This window comes from Streptomyces yamdrokensis, from assembly GCF_053890455.1.
This window is the reverse complement of sequence record NZ_CM132679.1, coordinates 2,440,878-2,459,091: the sequence shown is the minus strand read 5'-3', so window position 1 is coordinate 2,459,091 and position 18,214 is coordinate 2,440,878. Positions and strand designations below refer to the sequence as shown.

Below are 18,214 nucleotides of genomic sequence, written 5' to 3'. Positions count from 1 at the left end.
TCACGGTCCGGGACCGGTTGCGCCTGCCCATTGACGACCCCTGTTCGTCTATCTAACCTCTGTTCTCATACGTGGATGACTGTCCCGTGGTCCGGCTGCGCGGGCGCCGCCCGTGGCCCCGTACGCGCCCGCTCGCCGACCCCCGCCCCTGGACCTCACCGATCCCAGGGTCCGCTCGCCGCCGGCCCGGACCCCGTAGGAGCCGCCCCGTGACCGCGCAGACCGTGCCCGTCGCGCCGACCGCCCGCGACCTGACCGTCACCGAGGTACGGCTCACGCCGATCCTGGTCGCCGACCCGCCGCTGCTGAACACGCAGGGCGTCCACCAGCCGTACACGCCCCGGCTGATCGTCGAGGTCGTCACGACGGACGGGACCACCGGGGTGGGGGAGACCTACGGCGACACCAGGTACCTCGAACCGGCCCGGCCCTTCGCCGAACAGCTCAAAGGCCGCAAGATCACGGATGTGAACGGGCTGTTCGCGCTCCTGGACGACGTCACCGTCGCGGCCGCCCGGGTCGGGAACGCCGTCGACGTCGGCGGGCTGCGCGGCGTGCAGACCGCCGACAAGCTGCGGCTGTCCATCGCCTCCGCCTTCGAGGTCGCCTGCCTCGACGCCCTCGGCAAGACCCTCGGCCTGCCCGTGCACGCACTGCTCGGCGGCAAGCTCCGCGACACCGTGGAGTACAGCGCGTACCTCTTCTACAAATGGGCCGGCCACCCCGAGGGCGTCCCGGCCGAGAAGGACGACTGGGGCGCCGCCCTGGACCCGGCCGGCGTCGTCGCGCAGGCCCGCGCCTTCAAGGAGCGGTACGGCTTCGGCTCCTTCAAGCTCAAGGGCGGCGTCTTCCCGCCCGAGGAGGAGGTAGCCGCCGTCCGTGCCCTCGCCGGGGCCTTCCCCGGCCACCCGCTGCGGCTCGACCCCAACGGCGCCTGGTCCGTCGAGACCTCGGTCGAGGTGGCCGAGGAGGTCGGCGGACTCCTGGAGTACCTGGAGGACCCGACGCTCGGCACCCCGGCCATGGCCGAGGTCGCCGCCCGCACCGGCGTGCCGCTGGCGACCAACATGTGCGTGACGACGTTCGCCGAGATCAAGGAGGCGTTCACCACGAACGCCGTCCAGGTCGTCCTCTCCGACCACCACTACTGGGGCGGACTGCGCAACACCCTGCACCTCGCCGCCGTCTGCCGCACCTTCGGCGTGGGCGTCTCCATGCACTCCAACACCCACCTCGGGATCAGCCTCGCCGCGATGACCCACGTCGCGTCCACCGTCCCCGGCCTGCACCACGCCTGCGACTCCCACTACCCGTGGCAGTCCGAGGACGTCCTCACCGAGCGCCTCACCTTCGAGGACGGCGCCGTGCGCGTGTCCGACGAGCCCGGTCTCGGCGTCACCCTCGACCACGACCGGCTCGCCGCGCTGCACCGGCGGTGGCTGGAGGACGACGGCGCGCTCCGCGACCGCGACGACGCGGCGGCCATGCGGACCGCCGATCCCGACTGGGCCACCCCGAAGGTGCCCCGCTGGTGAGAGGCCGGCGGCACACCGGCCCCCGGTCGGGGCGGCTCCGGCGCGAGGGGCCGCGCGTTGTCGGCGACGTGGTGCACACTGGCCAGAACCGCACCAGGCCAGGGAGCGCAACGTGAGAGCGTCCACCGCGCCGGCCGCGCCGGCCGGAGAGGGAACCACCGAGGACAACACCGGGAGTGCCGACAGGGGTGCCCCGGACAGCGCGCCCCGGGCCGCCGCCGTCCGCTCGGGGTCGTCCTGCATGCCCCACGTCGACCCGCTCGCCGCGCTGCGCGCACCCGACGACCCGCCCTGGGACGTCTACCTCACCGGCACCGTCTTCCTCGACATCATCTTCACCGGGCTCGACTCCGCCCCGGTGCGCGGGACCGAGTCCTGGGCGCGCGGGATGGGGTCGAGCCCCGGCGGCGTCGCCAACATGGCCACCGCCCTGGCCCGCCTCGGCCTGCGCACCTGCCTCGCGGCCGCCTTCGGCGACGACCACTACGGGGACTACTGCTGGGACGCCCTGGAGAAGGGCGAGGCCATCGACCTCTCCCCGTCGCGCACCGTGCCCGGCTGGCACTCCCCGGTCACGGTCTCCATGGCGTACGAGGGGGAGCGCACGATGATCTCCCACGGTCACGAGCCGCCCCCGGAGCAGCCCTCCCGCCCGTCCGGCCCCGCCGCCCGCAGGCGGCTCCCGCCCGGCGCGGACCTGCCGCCCTGCCCGCCCCGCGCGCGGGCCGCCGTCGCCTCCCTCGCCCCGGGCCGCAGCGACTCCTGGATCGCCCGCGCCGCGGCGCAGGGCACCCGTGTCTTCGGCGACGTCGGGTGGGACGACACCGGCGCCTGGGACCTGGCCGCGCTGCCCGACCTGCGGCACTGCGAGGCCTTCCTGCCGAACGCGCAGGAGGCCATGCGCTACACCGGCACCGACTGCCCCCGCGCCGCCGCGCACGCCCTCACCGACCAGGTGCCGGTCGCCGTCGTCACCCTCGGCGCGGACGGGGCGTACGCGGTGGACCGGCGGACCGGTGAGAGTGCCGAGGTGCCGGCCATCGCCGTCGAGGCCCTCGACCCGACCGGCGCCGGGGACGTCTTCGTCGCGGGCTTCGTCACCGGCAGCCTGGCCGGCTGGCCGCTCGCCGACCGCCTCGCCTTCGCCGGTCTGACCGCGGCCCTGTCCGTCCAGGAGTTCGGCGGCTCCCTGTCGGCGCCCGGCTGGTCGGAGATCGCCGCCTGGTGGCGCGAGGTCCAGTCCGTACGGGCCCAGGACCCGGCCGCGCTGAGGCGCTACGCGTTCCTCGCGGACCTGGTCCCCGACGACGTGATCCGTCCCTGGCCCCTGCGCCGGGCGGTCCCGACCATCGGCTTCGGCCGGTCGGCCTGACCCGCCCGCTCCCCGGTCCGCCGGCGGGGGGCGGCCGTCACCCCGTCCCCACCCGCCCGCAACCACCCCGCTGTGAAAAGACCTACGGGGTTCTCGCTCCCGCGTCGTACCCTGGGAGACGCGAGGCCGCCCTCAGCTGCGCGGCCCTGACGAGGAGGAACCGCAGGCCTTCAGAGCCGGCCCATGACTCAGACACCCACAGATCGCATCCCCGCGCAGGAGCAGGCGAGAGTTCAGTTCACCGTCCCGGCCAAGCACCCCATGGTGACCGTGCTGGGGTCCGGTGACTCCCTCCTCCGCGTGATCGAGAAGGCCTTCCCGGGGGCCGACATCCACGTCCGGGGCAATGAGATCAGCGCGGCCGGCGACGCCACGGAGGTAGCCCTCGTCTCGCGCCTGTTCGACGAGATGATGCTGGTGCTCCGCACCGGACAGCCGATGACGGAGGACGCGGTGGAACGCTCGATCGCGATGCTCAGGACGACCGAGGACGGGGAGAGCGACGGCCAGGAGACCCCGGCCCAGGTGCTCACGCAGAACATCCTGTCCTCGCGCGGGCGCACGATCCGCCCCAAGACGCTCAACCAGAAGCGCTATGTGGACGCGATCGACAAGCACACCATCGTCTTCGGCATAGGCCCCGCCGGTACCGGCAAGACCTATCTCGCCATGGCCAAGGCGGTGCAGGCCCTGCAGTCCAAGCAGGTCAACCGCATCATCCTGACCCGCCCCGCGGTCGAGGCCGGAGAGCGCCTGGGCTTCCTGCCCGGCACCCTCTACGAGAAGATCGACCCGTACCTGCGCCCGCTCTACGACGCCCTGCACGACATGCTCGACCCCGACTCCATCCCCCGTCTGATGGCGGCCGGGACCATCGAGGTCGCGCCGCTGGCGTACATGCGGGGCCGGACGCTCAATGACGCCTTCATCATCCTGGACGAGGCGCAGAACACCAGCGCCGAGCAGATGAAGATGTTCCTCACCCGGCTCGGGTTCGACTCGAAGATCGTCATCACGGGTGACGTCACCCAGGTCGACCTGCCGAGCGGCACCAAGTCCGGGCTGCGGCAGGTGCAGGACATCCTGGAGGGCGTCGAGGACGTCCACTTCTCCCGGCTGTCGTCGCACGACGTCGTACGCCACCGGCTGGTGGGCCGTATCGTCGACGCGTACGAGCAGTACGACAACGAGCACGGCACCGAGAACGGCACACACAAGAGCGGCCGGGGCAGGTCCGGGCCCAAGGGGAAGTAGACCGAGCAGCAGATGTCGATCGACGTCAACAACGAGTCCGGAACCGAGGTCGACGAGCAGGCGGTTCTCGACATCGCCCGCTACGCGCTCGCGCGGATGCGCATCCACCCGCTCTCCGAACTCTCGGTGATCGTGGTGGACGCCGCCGCGATGGAAGAGCTCCACATCCAGTGGATGGACCTGCCGGGACCGACGGACGTCATGTCGTTCCCGATGGACGAGCTGCGGCCGCCCACGAAGGACGAGGCCGAGCCCCCGCAGGGGCTGCTCGGCGACATCGTGCTGTGCCCCGAGGTCGCCGCCAGGCAGGGCGCCGAGGCGCCGACGCAGCACACCATGGACGAGGAGCTCCAGCTGCTCACCGTCCACGGTGTGCTGCACCTGCTGGGCTACGACCACGAGGAGCCCGACGAGAAGGCCGAGATGTTCGGCCTGCAGGCCGCCATCGTCGACGGCTGGCGCGCGGAGAAGGGCATCACCGGCCCGTCCCCCGCCCCGACCGTGTCATGAGCCCGCAACTCGTGCTGGGCGCGATCGCCCTGACCGTCGTCGCCTGGCTGTTCGCCTGCGCGGAGGCGGGCATCGCCCGGATCTCCACCTTCCGCGCCGAGGAGGCCGCACGCTCCGGCCGACGGGGCAGCGCCGGACTCGCCAAGCTCGCCGCCGACCCGACCCGCTACCTCAACGTGGCCCTGCTGGTCCGCGTCGGCTGCGAGATGGCCGCCGCCGCGCTGGTCACCTACGCCTGCCTGCGCGAGTTCGACGGCACCGCCGAGGCCCTGCTGATCGCCATCGCGGTCATGGTCCTCGTCTCCTACGTCGCCGTCGGTGTCTCCCCGCGCACCATCGGCCGCCAGCACCCCATGAACACGGCCACGGCGGCGGCGTACGTCCTGCTGCCGCTGGCCAGGATCATGGGCCCGATCCCGAACCTGCTGATCCTCATCGGCAACGCGTTCACCCCCGGCAAGGGCTTCAGGCGCGGCCCCTTCGCCTCCGAGGCGGAGCTGCGCGCACTGGTCGACCTCGCCGAGCAGGAGTCGCTGATCGAGGACGAGGAGCGCCGCATGGTGCACTCCGTCTTCGAACTGGGCGACACCCTGGTCCGCGAGGTCATGGTCCCGCGCACCGACCTGGTGATGATCGAGCGCTACAAGACCGTCCGGCAGGCCCTCACCCTCGCCCTGCGCTCCGGTTTCTCCCGGATGCCGGTGACCGGCGAGAGCGAGGACGACGTCGTCGGCGTCGTCTACCTGAAGGACCTGGCCCGCAAGACACACATCAGCCGGGACGCGGAGAGCGAGCTGGTGTCCACTGCGATGCGGCCCGCGTACTTCGTGCCCGACACCAAGAACGCCGGTGACCTGCTGCGTGAGATGCAGAAGGAACGCAACCACGTCGCCGTCGTCATCGACGAGTACGGCGGCACCGCCGGCATCGTCACCATCGAGGACATCCTCGAGGAGATCGTCGGCGAGATCACCGACGAGTACGACCGTGAGATCGCGCCGGTCGAGGAACTGGGCGAGGAGCGCCACCGGGTCACCGCCCGCCTCGACATCACCGACCTCGGCGAGCTGTACGGCCTGGAGGAGTACGACGACGAGGACGTGGAGACCGTCGGAGGGCTGCTCGCCAAGATGCTCGGCCGGGTGCCGATCGCGGGCGCGTCCGCCGTGGTCGAACTCCCCGACGAGCGCCGGCTGCGGCTGACGGCGGAGGCGGCGGCCGGCCGCCGGAACAAGATCGTCACCGTGCTGGTGGAGCCGGTCGCCCCCGGAGACCCGGGGGAGCCGACCGACCCGTCCCGGGACGAGGCGGAAGAGGCGCAGGAGAGGGACGAGCGGGCGGGGGAGCCGTCGGCATGACTCCGGCACGGCTGCGCGCCCTCTGCCTCTCCTTCGACGCGGCCGTGGAGGAGTTCCCGGTCGACCCGGAGACCTCGGTCTTCAAGGTTGAGGCAAGCTCCTCGCCCTGACGAACCTGGACGCGCGGCCCCTGACGGCCAACCTCAAGTGCGGCCCGGACGACGCGGTCCGGCTCCGCGCCGGGTACCCCGGGCTGATCGTCCCCGGCTGGCACATGCCGTGTTCTCTGGTGGGACACCCCCCAGACCCCCCGGACGGCACTGGAACACGGTGACCGTCGACGGCGGCCTCCCGGACCGACTGGTCCGGGAACTGGTCGAGGACTCCTACGACCTGGTCGTCGCCGGCCTCCCACGCGCCGAACGCCTCCGCCTCGACCGCGCGTGAGGCGCTGAGGCGCGGCCCCGTGCCGGGGGAGCCCCGGCGGTCCCGGGACACGGCGACGCAAGCGGCCCTGGGGCACGTCCCCGGGGCCGCGCTCCGTATGCTCGGGGCCATGACCGACAGCAGCGCGCTCGACCCCGAGGACCTCAAGATCGTCACCCTGGCCCGTTCCGCGCGGGCCCGCAACGGTGTGCCCGAGGGGGCCGCCGTACGGGACGAGAACGGCCGGACCTATGTCGCCGGGACCGTGGACCTGGACTCCCTGAAGCTGACCGCCCTGCAGACGGCGGTGGCGATGGCGGTGGCGTCCGGGGCGAAGTCGCTGGAGGCGGCGGCCGTGGTGACGGACGCCGGTTCGGTGCCGGAGGCGGACCGCGCGGCGGTACGGGACCTCGGCGGCCCCGCGACCCCGGTGTTCCTGGCCGGCCCGGACGGGACGGTCCGGGAGACGTCGACCGCGGGATGACCTGATCCAGGACTCCCGGGACGGTCCCGGCCCCCTGGGTGTTACCGACGGTAAATGGGCCGGAATCCAACCTTGCCGTCCCCTGCCTCCCACGCGTCAATGGAACCGTTGCTCCGACGGGCCGTCAGGAGCGGTCCGTCGGTCCCCCGGCTCGCGCAGCGTGACGACCGCTCTCACCTGCCGGGCGTTTCCCCCCACGGAAAGGGAACCGGATTCCATGAGAGGCACACGAATCGGAACAGGCGCGGCACTGGCCGCGGGGGCGCTCGCGGTCTGCGGGCTCGCCCTCGCCCCGTCCGCCGCCGCAGTCGCCCCCGGGTCGGCGACGATCACCGCCGACTGCGGAAGCTTCGGCGGCGGTGAGGCCACCCTCACGGCGACCCAGAACGGCTCGGCCGCCACCCTCACCCTCAGCACCTCCGCGTTCACCGCGCCCGTCGCCCTCGGCCAGGACTCCATCAACTCCACTCTCACGCTGGTGAACGACAACGGGGGAACCGTGAGGTTCGCCGGCACGAAGAACCCGGCCATGGCGGCCGGCGACTCCCTCTCCGTCGGCCCGCTCAGCGGCACCGTGGCCTCCGGCGACAGTCTGGAGGCGTACGGGGGCTCGCTGCGGATGACCGTGTTCGGCTTCATCACCATCACGTGCACGGCGGAGGGACCGCAGTCACCGGGCCCGTTCGTCTTCGACTGATCCCGGGCGAGCCCCACTCGACCGCTGCTCGACCGCTGTCTGCTCCCTCCCGTTCCCCGGGCCGGACATCTCACGGGGTGCCCGGCCCCTGGGGCCCGTCGCCGGCGGGTGGTACGGCGGGGCTCCGGGGATCAGGGAGAATGGGCGGCATGAGTGTTCGTACCCAGTCATCCGAGCAGCCCGCCGAAGCAGTCCACCGGGCCGGCTTCGCCTGCTTCGTGGGCCGCCCCAACGCGGGCAAGTCCACCCTCACGAACGCTCTGGTCGGGCAGAAGGTGGCGATCACCTCCAACCGGCCGCAGACGACCCGGCACACCGTGCGCGGCATCGTCCACCGCCCCGACGCGCAGCTGATCCTCGTCGACACCCCCGGTCTGCACAAGCCGCGCACCCTGCTCGGCGAGCGGCTGAACGACGTGGTCCGCACCACCTGGGCCGAGGTCGACGCGGTGGGCTTCTGCATTCCCGCGGACCAGAAGCTCGGCCCCGGCGACCGCTTCATCGCCAAGGAACTGGCCGGGATCAGGAAGACTCCGAAGATCGCCATCGTCACCAAGACCGACCTGGTGGACGGCAGGGCGCTGGCCGAGCAGCTGATCGCCGTAGACCAGCTCGGCAAGGAACTCGGGATCGAATGGGCGGAGATCGTCCCGGTGTCGGCGACCGCGAACCAGCAGGTCGGCCTGCTGGCCGACCTCCTCATCCCGCTGATGCCCGAGGGCCCCGCCCTCTACCCCGAGGGCGACCTGACCGACGAACCCGAGATGGTCATGGTGGCCGAGCTGATCCGCGAGGCCGCCCTGGAGGGCGTCCGCGACGAGCTGCCGCACTCCATCGCCGTGGTCGTGGAGGAGATGCTGCCCCGCGAGGACCGCCCCGCGGACAAGCCCCTCCTCGACATCCACGCCAACCTCTACATCGAGCGCACCAGCCAGAAGGGCATCGTCATCGGCCCCAAGGGCAAGCGCCTGAAGGACGTCGGCATCAAGTCCCGCAAGCAGATCGAGGCACTGCTCGGCACTCCCGTCTTCCTCGATCTCCACGTCAAGGTCGCCAAGGACTGGCAGCGCGATCCGAAGCAGTTGCGCCGCCTGGGGTTCTGACGCGGGGTGGGTGTGGGGGCGTTCCTGGGGCGTCGGGTTCGGTGGGTGGGGCGGGGTGGTGTTCGGGACTCCTGCCGCGCGGCGGTAGCCGCATGTCGATGCGGCCTCGATCTCCACGTCAAGGTCGCCAAGGACTGGCAGCGCGTTCCGAAGCAGTCGCGCCGCCTGGGGTTCTGACGCGGGGCGGGGTACCTCCGAGACCGCCGGTGTCTCAGGTGCGGGCCGGCCGGCCCCGGTGCTGCTCGCGCAGCACCTCGCGCAGCCAGCCGTACGACGCCTTCGGTGTGCGCCGCTGGGTCTCGAAGTCCACGTGGACCAGGCCGAAGCGGCGGGCGTAGCCCTCCGCCCACTCGAAGTTGTCCATCAGGGACCACACGAAGTAGCCGCGTACGTCCACGCCCGCCTCCAGCGCCCGGTGCAGGGCACGGAGGTGGCCGTCGAGGTACGCGATGCGGGCCTGGTCGTCGATGCCCTCGTAGGAACAGCCGTTCTCGGTGATGACGACCGGGGGGAGCCGGTCGCCGTAGCGGTCGCGGAAGCCGGTGAGGAGCTCGGTCAGGGCCTCGGGAACCACCGGCCAGCCGAAATCGGTCACCGGATACCCCTCGATATCCCTTACGGAGAAGGGGAGTCCGGCCGGCATCCGGACACCACCGAAGTCGATCTCCGTGCCCTGCGGGGCGCCCACCCGGGTCGGCGCGTAGTAGTTGACGCCGTACCAGTCGACCGGCTCGGCGATGATCCGCAGGTCCGCCCCGACGTCGCCCGGCATCAGGTCGCCGACGCCGTCCGGGTAGCGGCCGAGCAGCACGGGGTCGGCGAACAGGCGGTTCAGGAGCGTGTCGTAGAAGTCCGCCGCCGCCACGTCCGCCGGGTCGGGAGAGGCCGGCCAGGTCGGACCGTGGGAGTTGGCGATGCCGATGTCACCGGCTCCGGCCGCGCGCAGGGCGCGTACCGCCAGTCCGTGCGCGAGGAGTTGGTGGTGCGCCACCGGCAACGCGTCGAGGAGCAGCTTCCGGCCGGGCGCGTGGACACCCAACGCGTGTCCGAGCAGGGTGTGTTCGGCGGGCTCGTTGAGGGTGATCCAGCGCTTCACGCGGTCGCCGAGACGCCCGGCGACCTCGGACACGTACTCCGCGAACCGCTCCGCGGTGCTCCGATCCAGCCAGTCCAGACCGGCCGGCAGGTCCCAGTGGAACAGCGTCGGCACCGGCCGTACGCCCACAGCGCACAGGTCGTCGACCAGACGGTCGTAGAAATCCAGGCCGCCCTGCGCACGCACCCGGGGCCAGGAGACGGAGAAGCGGTACGCGTCCACGTCCAGGCCGGACAGCAGTGCCACGTCCTCGCGGTGCCGGTGGACGTGGTCGCAGGCCACCGCCGCCGTGGAACCGTCCCGCACCCGGCCCGGCTCGGACGTGAACACGTCCCACACGGACGGCTCGCGTGAGTCCACCGCGCCCTCGATCTGGTGCGCCGAGGTCGACACGCCCCACAGGAAGCCGTCCGGGAAGCGGGGGACCGGGTTCGTCGTCGCCATGGGGTGGATCATCCGCACCGGCCGCGAGAGAAGTCAACGCCCTTGCGGCCGAAGAAGGTTACGCAGTACGCCGATTACGCGCCCTCCTTGAGCACTCTGCTGATCAGCGCGCGCTGTTCCTCGGTCAGCCGGGGGTCGGCGCAGTACACGGACCGCCCGTCCACCGTGATCCGGTAACTGAAGCCGTCCGGGACCCCGGCCGAAGGTGTGCCCCGGCCGGCGGTCAGGGCCCGCTCGGCCAGGGCGTGCCAGTCGGCGGCGTCGGCCCGGCCCGAGGTGTTCACCTCGGCCTGCCGCTCGATCCCCGCGAAGCCGCCCGTACGCCGCACCTGAATACGCATGGGTCCTGTCTAGTACGAGAACGGACGTGACGCCCACACCGCTGCCACCGCCGCTACCGCGTCGGCACCCCCACCCGCTCCCACGCCTTCGACACCGCCAGCAGTTCCTCGCCCTCGCCGAACCGCTCCCGCGCCGCCTTCACCGTGAGCGTCGCGAAGTCCGTGAACTGCGCGTGCTGCTCCAGCTCGCCGCCGGTCAGCACGTCGTACCAGACCTGCCCCGCCCGCTCCCACGCGTTGCCCCCGAGGGCGGTGGCCGCCCGGTAGAAGGCGTGGTTGGGGATGCCGGAGTTGATGTGGACGCCGCCGTTGTCCCGGCCGGTGCGCACGTAGTCGTCCATCGTCGCGGGCTGCGGGTCCCTGCCGAGGACGTCGTCGTCGTACGCCGTGCCCGGCGCCTTCATCGAACGCAGCGCCACCCCCGTCACCCGCGGGGCGAGCAGCCCGGCGCCGATCAGCCAGTCGGCCTCGGTGGCGGTCTGGCCCAGCGTGTACTGCTTGATGAGGGCGCCGAAGACGTCCGACACCGACTCGTTGAGCGCGCCGGACTGGCCGAAGTAGTCGAGGTTGGCGGTGTGCTGCGTGACGCCGTGCGCGAGCTCGTGACCGATGACGTCGACGGGGATCGTGAAGTCGAGGAAGATCTCCCCGTCCCCGTCGCCGAACACCATCTGGTCGCCGTTCCAGAACGCGTTGTTGTAGTCGCGGTCGTAGTGCACGGTCGCGACCAGCGGCAGGCCACAGCCGTCGATCGAGTCGCGGGAGAAGGCCTCGAGGAACAGCTCGAAGGTGGCGCCGAGGCCCGCGTAGGCGCGGTTGACGGTGGCGTCCTTGCCGGGCCCGTCGCCCTCCTCGCGGACCTTCGCCCCCGGCAGCGCGGTGCGGTGCCGGGCGTCGTGGATCGTCCGGTGCGGCCTGCCCGGTTCGGCCCCGGCGAGGGGCGCGACGGCCGCGGCGCCGATCACCGTGGTCAGGCGGCGCTGGGTGCGCTCGTAGGCGTCGCGCTGGAGGGTGCGGCGGGCGGGGCCGGCCAGCGCGGGGTCGTCGGCCCGCGCGAGCCGGTCCAGGACGTGCGGCGGGACGATGGTGCAGAAGACGGGCTCGAAGCCACCGTGGGTCGTCATGTCCGCACCCTTGCACTGCGTCACGGGAATGTCACTATCGGCAACCGGATCCTCGACCGCGATGGATGAAATGTGCCGCCAACCCCCGCGTCGGGACGCCTTCGAGTGGTATACGGCACTTTTTGTCCCCTTCCTCCCTCTGGTCCCGCATACTGATACGGAACCTCGCGCGGGAGTGCGTCTCGGTTAAGCTGCGGAGCATCATGCGTTTCGGGCTGCTTCTCCTTAGCTGCCGCGGCGAGGGCCTGTAGTCGAGGCCGACCCCCTCCCCGCGGAGTTCGGTGCTGCGCCGTCGGCCGTCCCTTCCGGATCCCACCCGATGACCGCGGACCATCGAGGAGCCCACGCATCATGGCGAACCGCCAGCAGCCCAGCCCCATGCCGATCCACAAGTACGGCCGTTACGAGCAGGTCGACATCCCCGACCGCACCTGGCCCCAGAAGCGGATCACCGCCGCCCCCCGCTGGCTCTCCACCGATCTGCGCGACGGCAACCAGTCCCTGATCGACCCCATGTCGCCCGCCCGCAAGCGCGCGATGTTCGACCTGCTGGTCACCATGGGCTACAAGGAGATCGAGGTCGGCTTCCCGGCCTCCGGCCAGACCGACTTCGACTTCGTGCGCTCCATCATCGAGGACCCGGACGCCATCCCCGAGGACGTCACGATCTCCGTGCTGACCCAGGCCCGCGAGGACCTGATCGAGCGGACGGTCGAGTCCCTGAAGGGCGCCCACCGCGCCACCGTGCACCTGTACAACGCGACCGCGCCGGTCTTCCGCCGGGTCGTCTTCCGCGGCTCCAAGGACGAGATCAAGCAGATCGCCGTCGACGGCACCCGGCTGGTGGTGGAGTACGCGGAGAAGCTGCTGGGCCCCGAGACGCACTTCGGCTACCAGTACAGCCCCGAGATCTTCACCGACACCGAGCTGGACTTCGCGCTGGAGGTCTGCGAGGCGGTGATGGACGTCTACCAGCCGGGTCCGGGCCGCGAGATCATCCTCAACCTGCCCGCCACGGTGGAGCGTTCCACGCCGTCCACGCACGCCGACCGCTTCGAGTGGATGGGCCGCAACCTGTCCCGCCGCGAGCACGTCTGCCTCTCCGTCCACCCGCACAACGACCGTGGTACGGCCGTGGCCGCCGCCGAGCTGTCCCTGATGGCCGGCGCCGACCGCGTCGAGGGCTGTCTGTTCGGACAGGGCGAGCGCACCGGCAACGTCGACCTGGTCACCCTGGGCATGAACCTGTTCTCCCAGGGCGTCGACCCGCAGATCGACTTCTCCGACATCGACGAGATCCGTCGCACGTGGGAGTACTGCAACCAGATGAAGGTCCACCCGCGCCACCCGTACGTGGGCGACCTGGTCTACACGTCCTTCTCCGGCTCCCACCAGGACGCCATCAAGAAGGGCTTCGACGCCATGGAGGCCGACGCGAAGGCCAGGGGCGTCACCGTCGACGACATCGAGTGGGCGGTGCCGTACCTGCCCATCGACCCCAAGGACGTCGGCCGCTCCTACGAGGCCGTCATCCGCGTCAACTCGCAGTCCGGCAAGGGCGGCATCGCCTACGTCCTGAAGAACGACCACAAGCTGGACCTGCCCCGCCGGATGCAGATCGAGTTCTCGAGGATCATCCAGGCCAAGACGGACGCCGAGGGCGGCGAGGTCACGCCGGCCGACATCTGGTCGGTGTTCCAGGACGAGTACCTGCCCAACCCGGACAACCCCTGGGGCCGGGTCCAGGTCAAGAACGGCCAGTCCACCACCGACCGGGACGGCGTCGACACGCTCACCGTCGAGGCCGCCGTCGACGGCGTCGACACCGTGCTGACCGGCACCGGCAACGGCCCGATCTCGGCGTTCTTCGAGGCGCTGCAGTCCATCGGCATCGACGTACGCCTGCTCGACTACCAGGAGCACACGATGAGCGAGGGCGCCTCGGCGCAGGCCGCCTCGTACATCGAGTGCGCCGTCGGCGACAAGGTTCTGTGGGGCATCGGAATCGACGCCAACACCACCCGCGCCTCGCTGAAGGCGGTCGTCTCGGCCGTCAACCGGGCGGCCCGCTGAACAGCCGCTTCGAGGGGTTCGACGGCCCCGCCCGCCATGTCCGGCGGGCGGGGCTCCGTCGTTTACCGGCCAAATCCGGTGGAGATCACGGAAAGGTCTCGTCCGGGGTGCTGACTCGGCCTCACCGATGTGGCTAACATCACGGGGCGCGGCGACGGAGCCGGGGCGATGTGGAGGTGCGACGTGCTGCCAGGACGGGGACCCGACGGCCGTGCCGCTGTCGCCAGACTTTCGCGCCTGCTGGGCACCCGGACCGCGTGGACGGCCGTCGGTGACGGCGAGTTCTTCTGCCCCGGCTGCGGCGGTGACCGCAACTACCAGCGGCTGACCGGACAGCGCCGCTTCGCGCTCCTCGGCGTGCCCGTCATGCCCCGCGGCACGACCGGCCCGGTCGTCGAATGCGCCGCCTGCCGCCACCACTTCGGCACCGACGTCCTGGACCACCCCACCACCACCCGCTTCTCCGCGATGCTCCGCGACGCCGTGCACACCGTCGCCCTCGCGGTACTGGCCGCGGGCGGCACCTGTGCGCGCGCCTCCCTGGAGACCGCCGCGACCGTCGTCCGCGCGGCCGGCATCGACGACTGCACCCAGGACCGGCTGGCGGCCCTCGTCGAGGCGCTGGCCGCCGACACCGGCCGATTCACCGGCGAGCCCTGCGCGGCGGGCCTCGCCATCGAACTGCACGAGGCCCTCGACCCGCTGGCTCCGCACCTCGCCGCCACCGGCCGCGAAGCGATCTTCCTCCAGGGTGCCCGCATCGCCCTCGCCGACGGCCCCTACACACCCGCCGAACGCGACACCCTGTCCGTCATCGGCGCCGCCCTCACCATCTGCGCGACGGACGTGACCCGCCTGCTGGCGGTGGCCCGGACGCCGTCCTGACCGCCCGGGCCGGGCCCGGCTCAGTGGAAGCCGGTGAGTCCGAGGTGCATGATCAGGCGGTCCTGGCCGGGGCCGAAGTAGTCCCGGCGCAGCCCCGCGTCGGGTTGCTCGAGGCGAAAGCCCAGGGACCGGTAGAGCAGGATGGCCGCGCGGTTGGCGGGTTCCACCGTCAGACGGACCTGTTCGATGCCGCTCCCGCGCAGCCGCGCCAGGACCTCCACCATCAGCTCCCGGCCCAGTCCGTGACGGCGGCGCTCCTCGTCCACGCACAGGCCGAGGATCCAGCTCTCCCGGTTGAGCGCCGTGGTCGCGGCCAGGACGTAGCCGCACAGGCGTCCCCCGCCGTCGTCGAGGACCAGGAGATGCTCGGCGTACATGTCGTAGAGCTGGCGGAACAGGAACGCGGGGTACGAGACCTCCTGGAAGACCGCCTCGTCGAGCCGCCGGAGCTCGGGCAGGTCGGACTCCTGTGCCGTCCGCAGGACCAGGGACCGCGGGTCGGGGAACGGGTCCGGTTCCCTGAGGAACCCGCGGCGGTCCAGGGCGTGCTCCAGCGGTTCGGCGGTCATGCCACCCCCAGTCGGGACGTGCGGGATGTGTGGGCGTCAACGCGGCAGCCCGGCGCGGTTCACCCCAAGGAGGGAAGTGGGCGTCCCGGTGGCGGCCGACGGTTTCACCTCGCTACAGTGAGCGTCCAACTCACTGCGTGCAAGGGCGAGTTCAGCTTTGTCGGCGAAGTGCTGACGTGCGCCTGTTGTGCGCCTGTTCGTTGGGGACTGGCTCATTCCCGGCTCTCTGGGCGTTTCGCGTCGGTTTACCGTGCGAGTACCGGCAGACGCTGTTCCGTCCGCCGGTGTCCGCGAGGACATGCGCCCGGAGCACAGGGGCTTGTCCGACACCGATGGGAAACGACAGGGTGATGATGGATCGCAACGCCGACGCGCCGTGGTCGCATTTCGATCCTGAGGTGTATGTCGACCTCAACTACCGCACGCCGCTCGAAGTCGACCTGCTGATCGTGCGGTTGATGCGCGACTACTTCAGCGGCTGCTTCGGCCGGGGCGTCCCGGAAGCGGTGCGCGGTGTCGACGTCGGGGCCGGCGCGAACCTCTATCCGGGCCTGGCCATGCTCCCGTGGTGCGAGAAGATCGTCCTGCTCGAGTACGCGCAGCCGAACGTCGAGTACCTGGAGCGGCAGACGTCACCCGATGGCTACGACGAGGCCTGGGACGCCTTCTGGAACGAACTGGGCGAGGCCCCCGCCTACGCCGCCGTCGAACCGAGGGCCCGGTTCGGCGAGATCGTCCGCGTGGAGCGGGCCAACCTGCTCGACCTCGACGGACAGCGGCGCTGGGACATCGGGACGATGTTCTTCGTCGCGGACTCGATGTCCGAATGCCCCGACGAATTCCTGCGGGGCGTACGGTGCTTCATGGACGTGCTGACCGAAGGGGCCCCCTTCGCCGCCGCGTTCATGAAGGAGTCGGTCGGCTACCAGGTCGGCGAGCACCGGTACCCGGCCTACCGGGTGAACGAGGACCGGGTCCGCGAGAGCCTGGAGCCCTTCACCTCCGAGCTGGAGCTCCACGATCTGCACCACATGGTGCGGCCGGGGCACGAGGGAATCATCCTCGCCCTGGGACGGCGCAATTCGGAGATTGCCGTCCCCTAGGAACGGGGACCATCTCCGAACACAGGGTAACCAGATCTGTACGAGGGGTGCGGGAATGCAGATCAAGCCACGGCAGCATCTGCTGGACATCTGGCGGGCCGCAGCCCGCCATTCGTTCGACGACGGAAAGCTCGTCTGGGGGGAGACCGACGGGCTGAGTGCCGTCGCGGACGCGGAGCGGCTGCTCTGCCTGCTGTACCCCGCCACCGAGGTCCCCGCGTTCCGTCTCGACCAACCGGACACCACCGAGCGGGATGTCCTGCGCGCGCTGGAGCGGGTCGGCAGCCGGCTCGAGATCCCGCCCAACATGATCACCGTCCTGTCCCAGTTCATGCGCACCCACACCGGGCCGGACGACAGCCCCACCTTCTCCGGCGGGCACTACTTCAGGCCGACCGACCCGAAGCAGGAACTCACCCACGGACAAACCCAGCTGGGCGTCGTCGACGCCTACTCCATGTCCGTCACGCTGTGCCTGGCCACCCTGGGGTTCCTCAAGGTCTACGAGGAGAACACCACCCGGCCCGAGGTGCGCAGGTCGCTCGGTGAACTGAGAGACGCCACCAACGCCCGGCTGACCGCCGCGATGGTCAGCCTGCTGCGCTCCTTCACCGTCAACGTCTTCGACGCCGAGTCCGAGCAGGGCCGGCGGCTCATCCAGGTCATCGGGCAGGACAAGCAGTCCGACCGGGCCGTGCTCCAGCAGTTCTCCCGCAAATTCCGCCCGCTGCGCGCCACGATCATCGAAAGCCTCAGCCGTGGCATCGAGGTCGACGAGAGCATCCGGGACGAGAGCCAGCTCTTCGAGTGCGGCTGGGCCTGGGGCGTGGTGAAGGACGCGCCGACCATCACCGACCTGGACGACCCGGTCGAGGGCCAGCCCGACGGCATCGCCGACCGGCTGCCCTACGTGTACTTCACCGTCGTCGCCCTGGACGGCATCCAGGACCTGTTCTCCGACCGCACCCTCACCCTGGGGCTGCTCGACGCCGACCAGCAGAAGCTCGCCGAGGCGTTACGTCTGCGCTGGGAACTCAGCCAGCAGTACTGGTCGGCCATCGCCCGCTTCGGTGCCGAGCGCTGGCCCCTGGAGGACCTTCCCTGGCAGACCACCGGTCTGCGGCTGGAGTCGGAGTACTTCTCCCTCACCGTGGCGGCCATCCTCGTCCACGACCTGATCCGCCGGAAAGCGACCGACGACGACCTCACCCGTACCGTCGCCATCATGGAACGCCTCGCCGACCGGGGCCGCGTCACCAGCCGGATGACCAGGAACGACCCCGCCGTCCGGCTGCACCACCCGGGGGTCACCATGCCGCTCGCCGGGTCCGAGCGGTCCGGCGCGCCGCTGGAGTGGCGGATGACCGACTTCTCCGCACAACTGCTCAAGCGGATCATCCAGCTCGCGGCACTCTCCCGGAACATCGAGGCGCAGGACCGCCTGATCCGCCTGGGCGAGCAGACGTTCGAGCACCTGTGGGACCGGCGGATCGAGGACGGCGACGGAGCCGGCCTCTGGGACAACGCGGCATCCGTCTTCCCGGACGCGGCCCTCGGCCGGCGCCTCTCCTGGAGCATCACCGAGCGCATCACCGAGTGCCTGGTCGCCGCCCGCGGCCTGTACGAGCAGCAGCCCATCCGCAGCCCTGAACTCGCCGAGCTGGCCCGTGAACTGCTCAGCGAGGCCGCCCATCTGTTCGGCAAGGAACAGCTGGAGGCCTCCGCCACCGCCGACGGCAGCCGGGGACGGGCCATGCGGAGCATCGAGAACCGCCTGGACCACGCCCGTGACCTGGTCGACGAGCGGCCCGCCACCGCGTTCGCACTCGCCCTGCCCGTGCTCCAGGAACTCGACACCCTGGCCCAGGCCCGCGGTGCCGCCGCAGAGGAGATGTGAGCC

16 protein-coding genes and 1 pseudogene are annotated in these 18,214 nt (G+C 71.2%); 13 read left to right on the top strand and 4 right to left on the bottom strand.

What is annotated here, in order from left to right:
* The first annotated feature begins 224 nt into the window (after window positions 1-224).
* The 9 genes and pseudogenes from ACWZEH_RS10500 to era all read left to right on the top strand — a co-directional run bounded on the left by ACWZEH_RS10500 (window position 225) and on the right by era (window position 8,679).
* Complete coding sequence (locus ACWZEH_RS10500; RefSeq protein WP_456199526.1) at window positions 225-1,535, top strand: glucarate dehydratase family protein; 1,311 nt, start codon at window positions 225-227, stop codon at window positions 1,533-1,535.
* A gap of 241 nt (window positions 1,536-1,776) precedes the next feature.
* Complete coding sequence (locus ACWZEH_RS10495) at window positions 1,777-2,907, top strand: carbohydrate kinase family protein (protein WP_456199525.1); 1,131 nt, start codon at window positions 1,777-1,779, stop codon at window positions 2,905-2,907.
* Window positions 2,908-3,090: 183 nt separating this feature from the next.
* Window positions 3,091-4,161 (top strand): PhoH family protein, encoded by a 1,071-nt coding sequence (locus ACWZEH_RS10490; protein WP_456197731.1) that lies wholly within the window; start codon window positions 3,091-3,093, stop codon window positions 4,159-4,161.
* Window positions 4,162-4,173: 12 nt separating this feature from the next.
* Window positions 4,174-4,671, top strand: coding sequence for an rRNA maturation RNase YbeY (gene ybeY, locus ACWZEH_RS10485; protein ID WP_456197729.1), 498 nt, complete (start codon window positions 4,174-4,176; stop codon window positions 4,669-4,671).
* A complete protein-coding gene (locus ACWZEH_RS10480) occupies window positions 4,668-6,029 on the top strand; it encodes a hemolysin family protein (protein ID WP_456197728.1) in 1,362 nt (453 codons plus the stop codon). The genes ybeY and ACWZEH_RS10480 overlap by 4 nt, the downstream gene beginning before the upstream one ends.
* Window positions 6,026-6,416 (top strand): annotated as a pseudogene (locus ACWZEH_RS10475) (MmcQ/YjbR family DNA-binding protein). The gene ACWZEH_RS10480 and the pseudogene ACWZEH_RS10475 overlap by 4 nt, the downstream one beginning before the upstream one ends.
* A gap of 109 nt (window positions 6,417-6,525) precedes the next feature.
* Window positions 6,526-6,879 (top strand): cytidine deaminase, encoded by a 354-nt coding sequence (locus ACWZEH_RS10470; RefSeq protein WP_456197726.1) that lies wholly within the window; start codon window positions 6,526-6,528, stop codon window positions 6,877-6,879.
* 217 nt (window positions 6,880-7,096) lie between these two features.
* On the top strand, window positions 7,097-7,576 hold the full coding sequence (locus tag ACWZEH_RS10465; protein ID WP_456197724.1) for a hypothetical protein: 480 nt from the start codon (window positions 7,097-7,099) through the stop codon (window positions 7,574-7,576).
* A 149-nt stretch (window positions 7,577-7,725) separates the two neighbouring features.
* Window positions 7,726-8,679, top strand: a complete 954-nt coding sequence (era, locus tag ACWZEH_RS10460) for a GTPase Era (RefSeq protein ID WP_456197722.1) — start codon at window positions 7,726-7,728, stop codon at window positions 8,677-8,679.
* A gap of 211 nt (window positions 8,680-8,890) precedes the next feature.
* Here the strand turns inward: era and ACWZEH_RS10455 are convergent, their stop codons facing one another.
* The 3 genes from ACWZEH_RS10455 to ACWZEH_RS10445 form a co-directional block, all read right to left on the bottom strand.
* A complete protein-coding gene (locus ACWZEH_RS10455) occupies window positions 8,891-10,219 on the bottom strand; it encodes a GH1 family beta-glucosidase (protein ID WP_456197720.1) in 1,329 nt (442 codons plus the stop codon).
* Window positions 10,220-10,293: 74 nt separating this feature from the next.
* Window positions 10,294-10,560 (bottom strand): protealysin inhibitor emfourin, encoded by a 267-nt coding sequence (locus ACWZEH_RS10450; protein WP_456197718.1) that lies wholly within the window; start codon window positions 10,558-10,560, stop codon window positions 10,294-10,296.
* A gap of 53 nt (window positions 10,561-10,613) precedes the next feature.
* The gene (locus ACWZEH_RS10445; RefSeq protein WP_456197717.1) at window positions 10,614-11,684 is read right to left on the bottom strand and encodes a M4 family metallopeptidase; all 1,071 of its coding nucleotides are present in this window, start codon (window positions 11,682-11,684) and stop codon (window positions 10,614-10,616) included.
* A gap of 351 nt (window positions 11,685-12,035) precedes the next feature.
* Here ACWZEH_RS10445 and leuA point away from each other — a divergent pair, with 351 nt between their 5' ends.
* A complete protein-coding gene (gene leuA / locus ACWZEH_RS10440; protein WP_456197715.1) occupies window positions 12,036-13,757 on the top strand; it encodes a 2-isopropylmalate synthase in 1,722 nt (573 codons plus the stop codon).
* A gap of 183 nt (window positions 13,758-13,940) precedes the next feature.
* The gene (locus tag ACWZEH_RS10435) at window positions 13,941-14,642 is read left to right on the top strand and encodes a TerB family tellurite resistance protein (protein WP_456197713.1); all 702 of its coding nucleotides are present in this window, start codon (window positions 13,941-13,943) and stop codon (window positions 14,640-14,642) included.
* Between the two features lie 20 nt (window positions 14,643-14,662).
* Here ACWZEH_RS10435 and ACWZEH_RS10430 read toward each other — a convergent pair whose 3' ends face one another.
* Window positions 14,663-15,211 carry a GNAT family N-acetyltransferase gene (locus ACWZEH_RS10430; protein ID WP_456197711.1) on the bottom strand — a complete coding sequence of 183 codons (549 nt, stop codon included), beginning with the start codon at window positions 15,209-15,211 and terminating at the stop codon, window positions 14,663-14,665.
* Between the two features lie 350 nt (window positions 15,212-15,561).
* Between ACWZEH_RS10430 and ACWZEH_RS10425 the strand changes: the two genes are divergently transcribed.
* Both ACWZEH_RS10425 and ACWZEH_RS10420 read left to right on the top strand, forming a co-directional pair.
* On the top strand, window positions 15,562-16,314 hold the full coding sequence (locus ACWZEH_RS10425; RefSeq protein ID WP_456197709.1) for an SCO2525 family SAM-dependent methyltransferase: 753 nt from the start codon (window positions 15,562-15,564) through the stop codon (window positions 16,312-16,314).
* Window positions 16,315-16,369: 55 nt separating this feature from the next.
* Window positions 16,370-18,211 (top strand): SCO2524 family protein, encoded by a 1,842-nt coding sequence (locus ACWZEH_RS10420; RefSeq protein WP_456197707.1) that lies wholly within the window; start codon window positions 16,370-16,372, stop codon window positions 18,209-18,211.
* The last annotated feature ends 3 nt before the right edge of the window (window positions 18,212-18,214 follow it).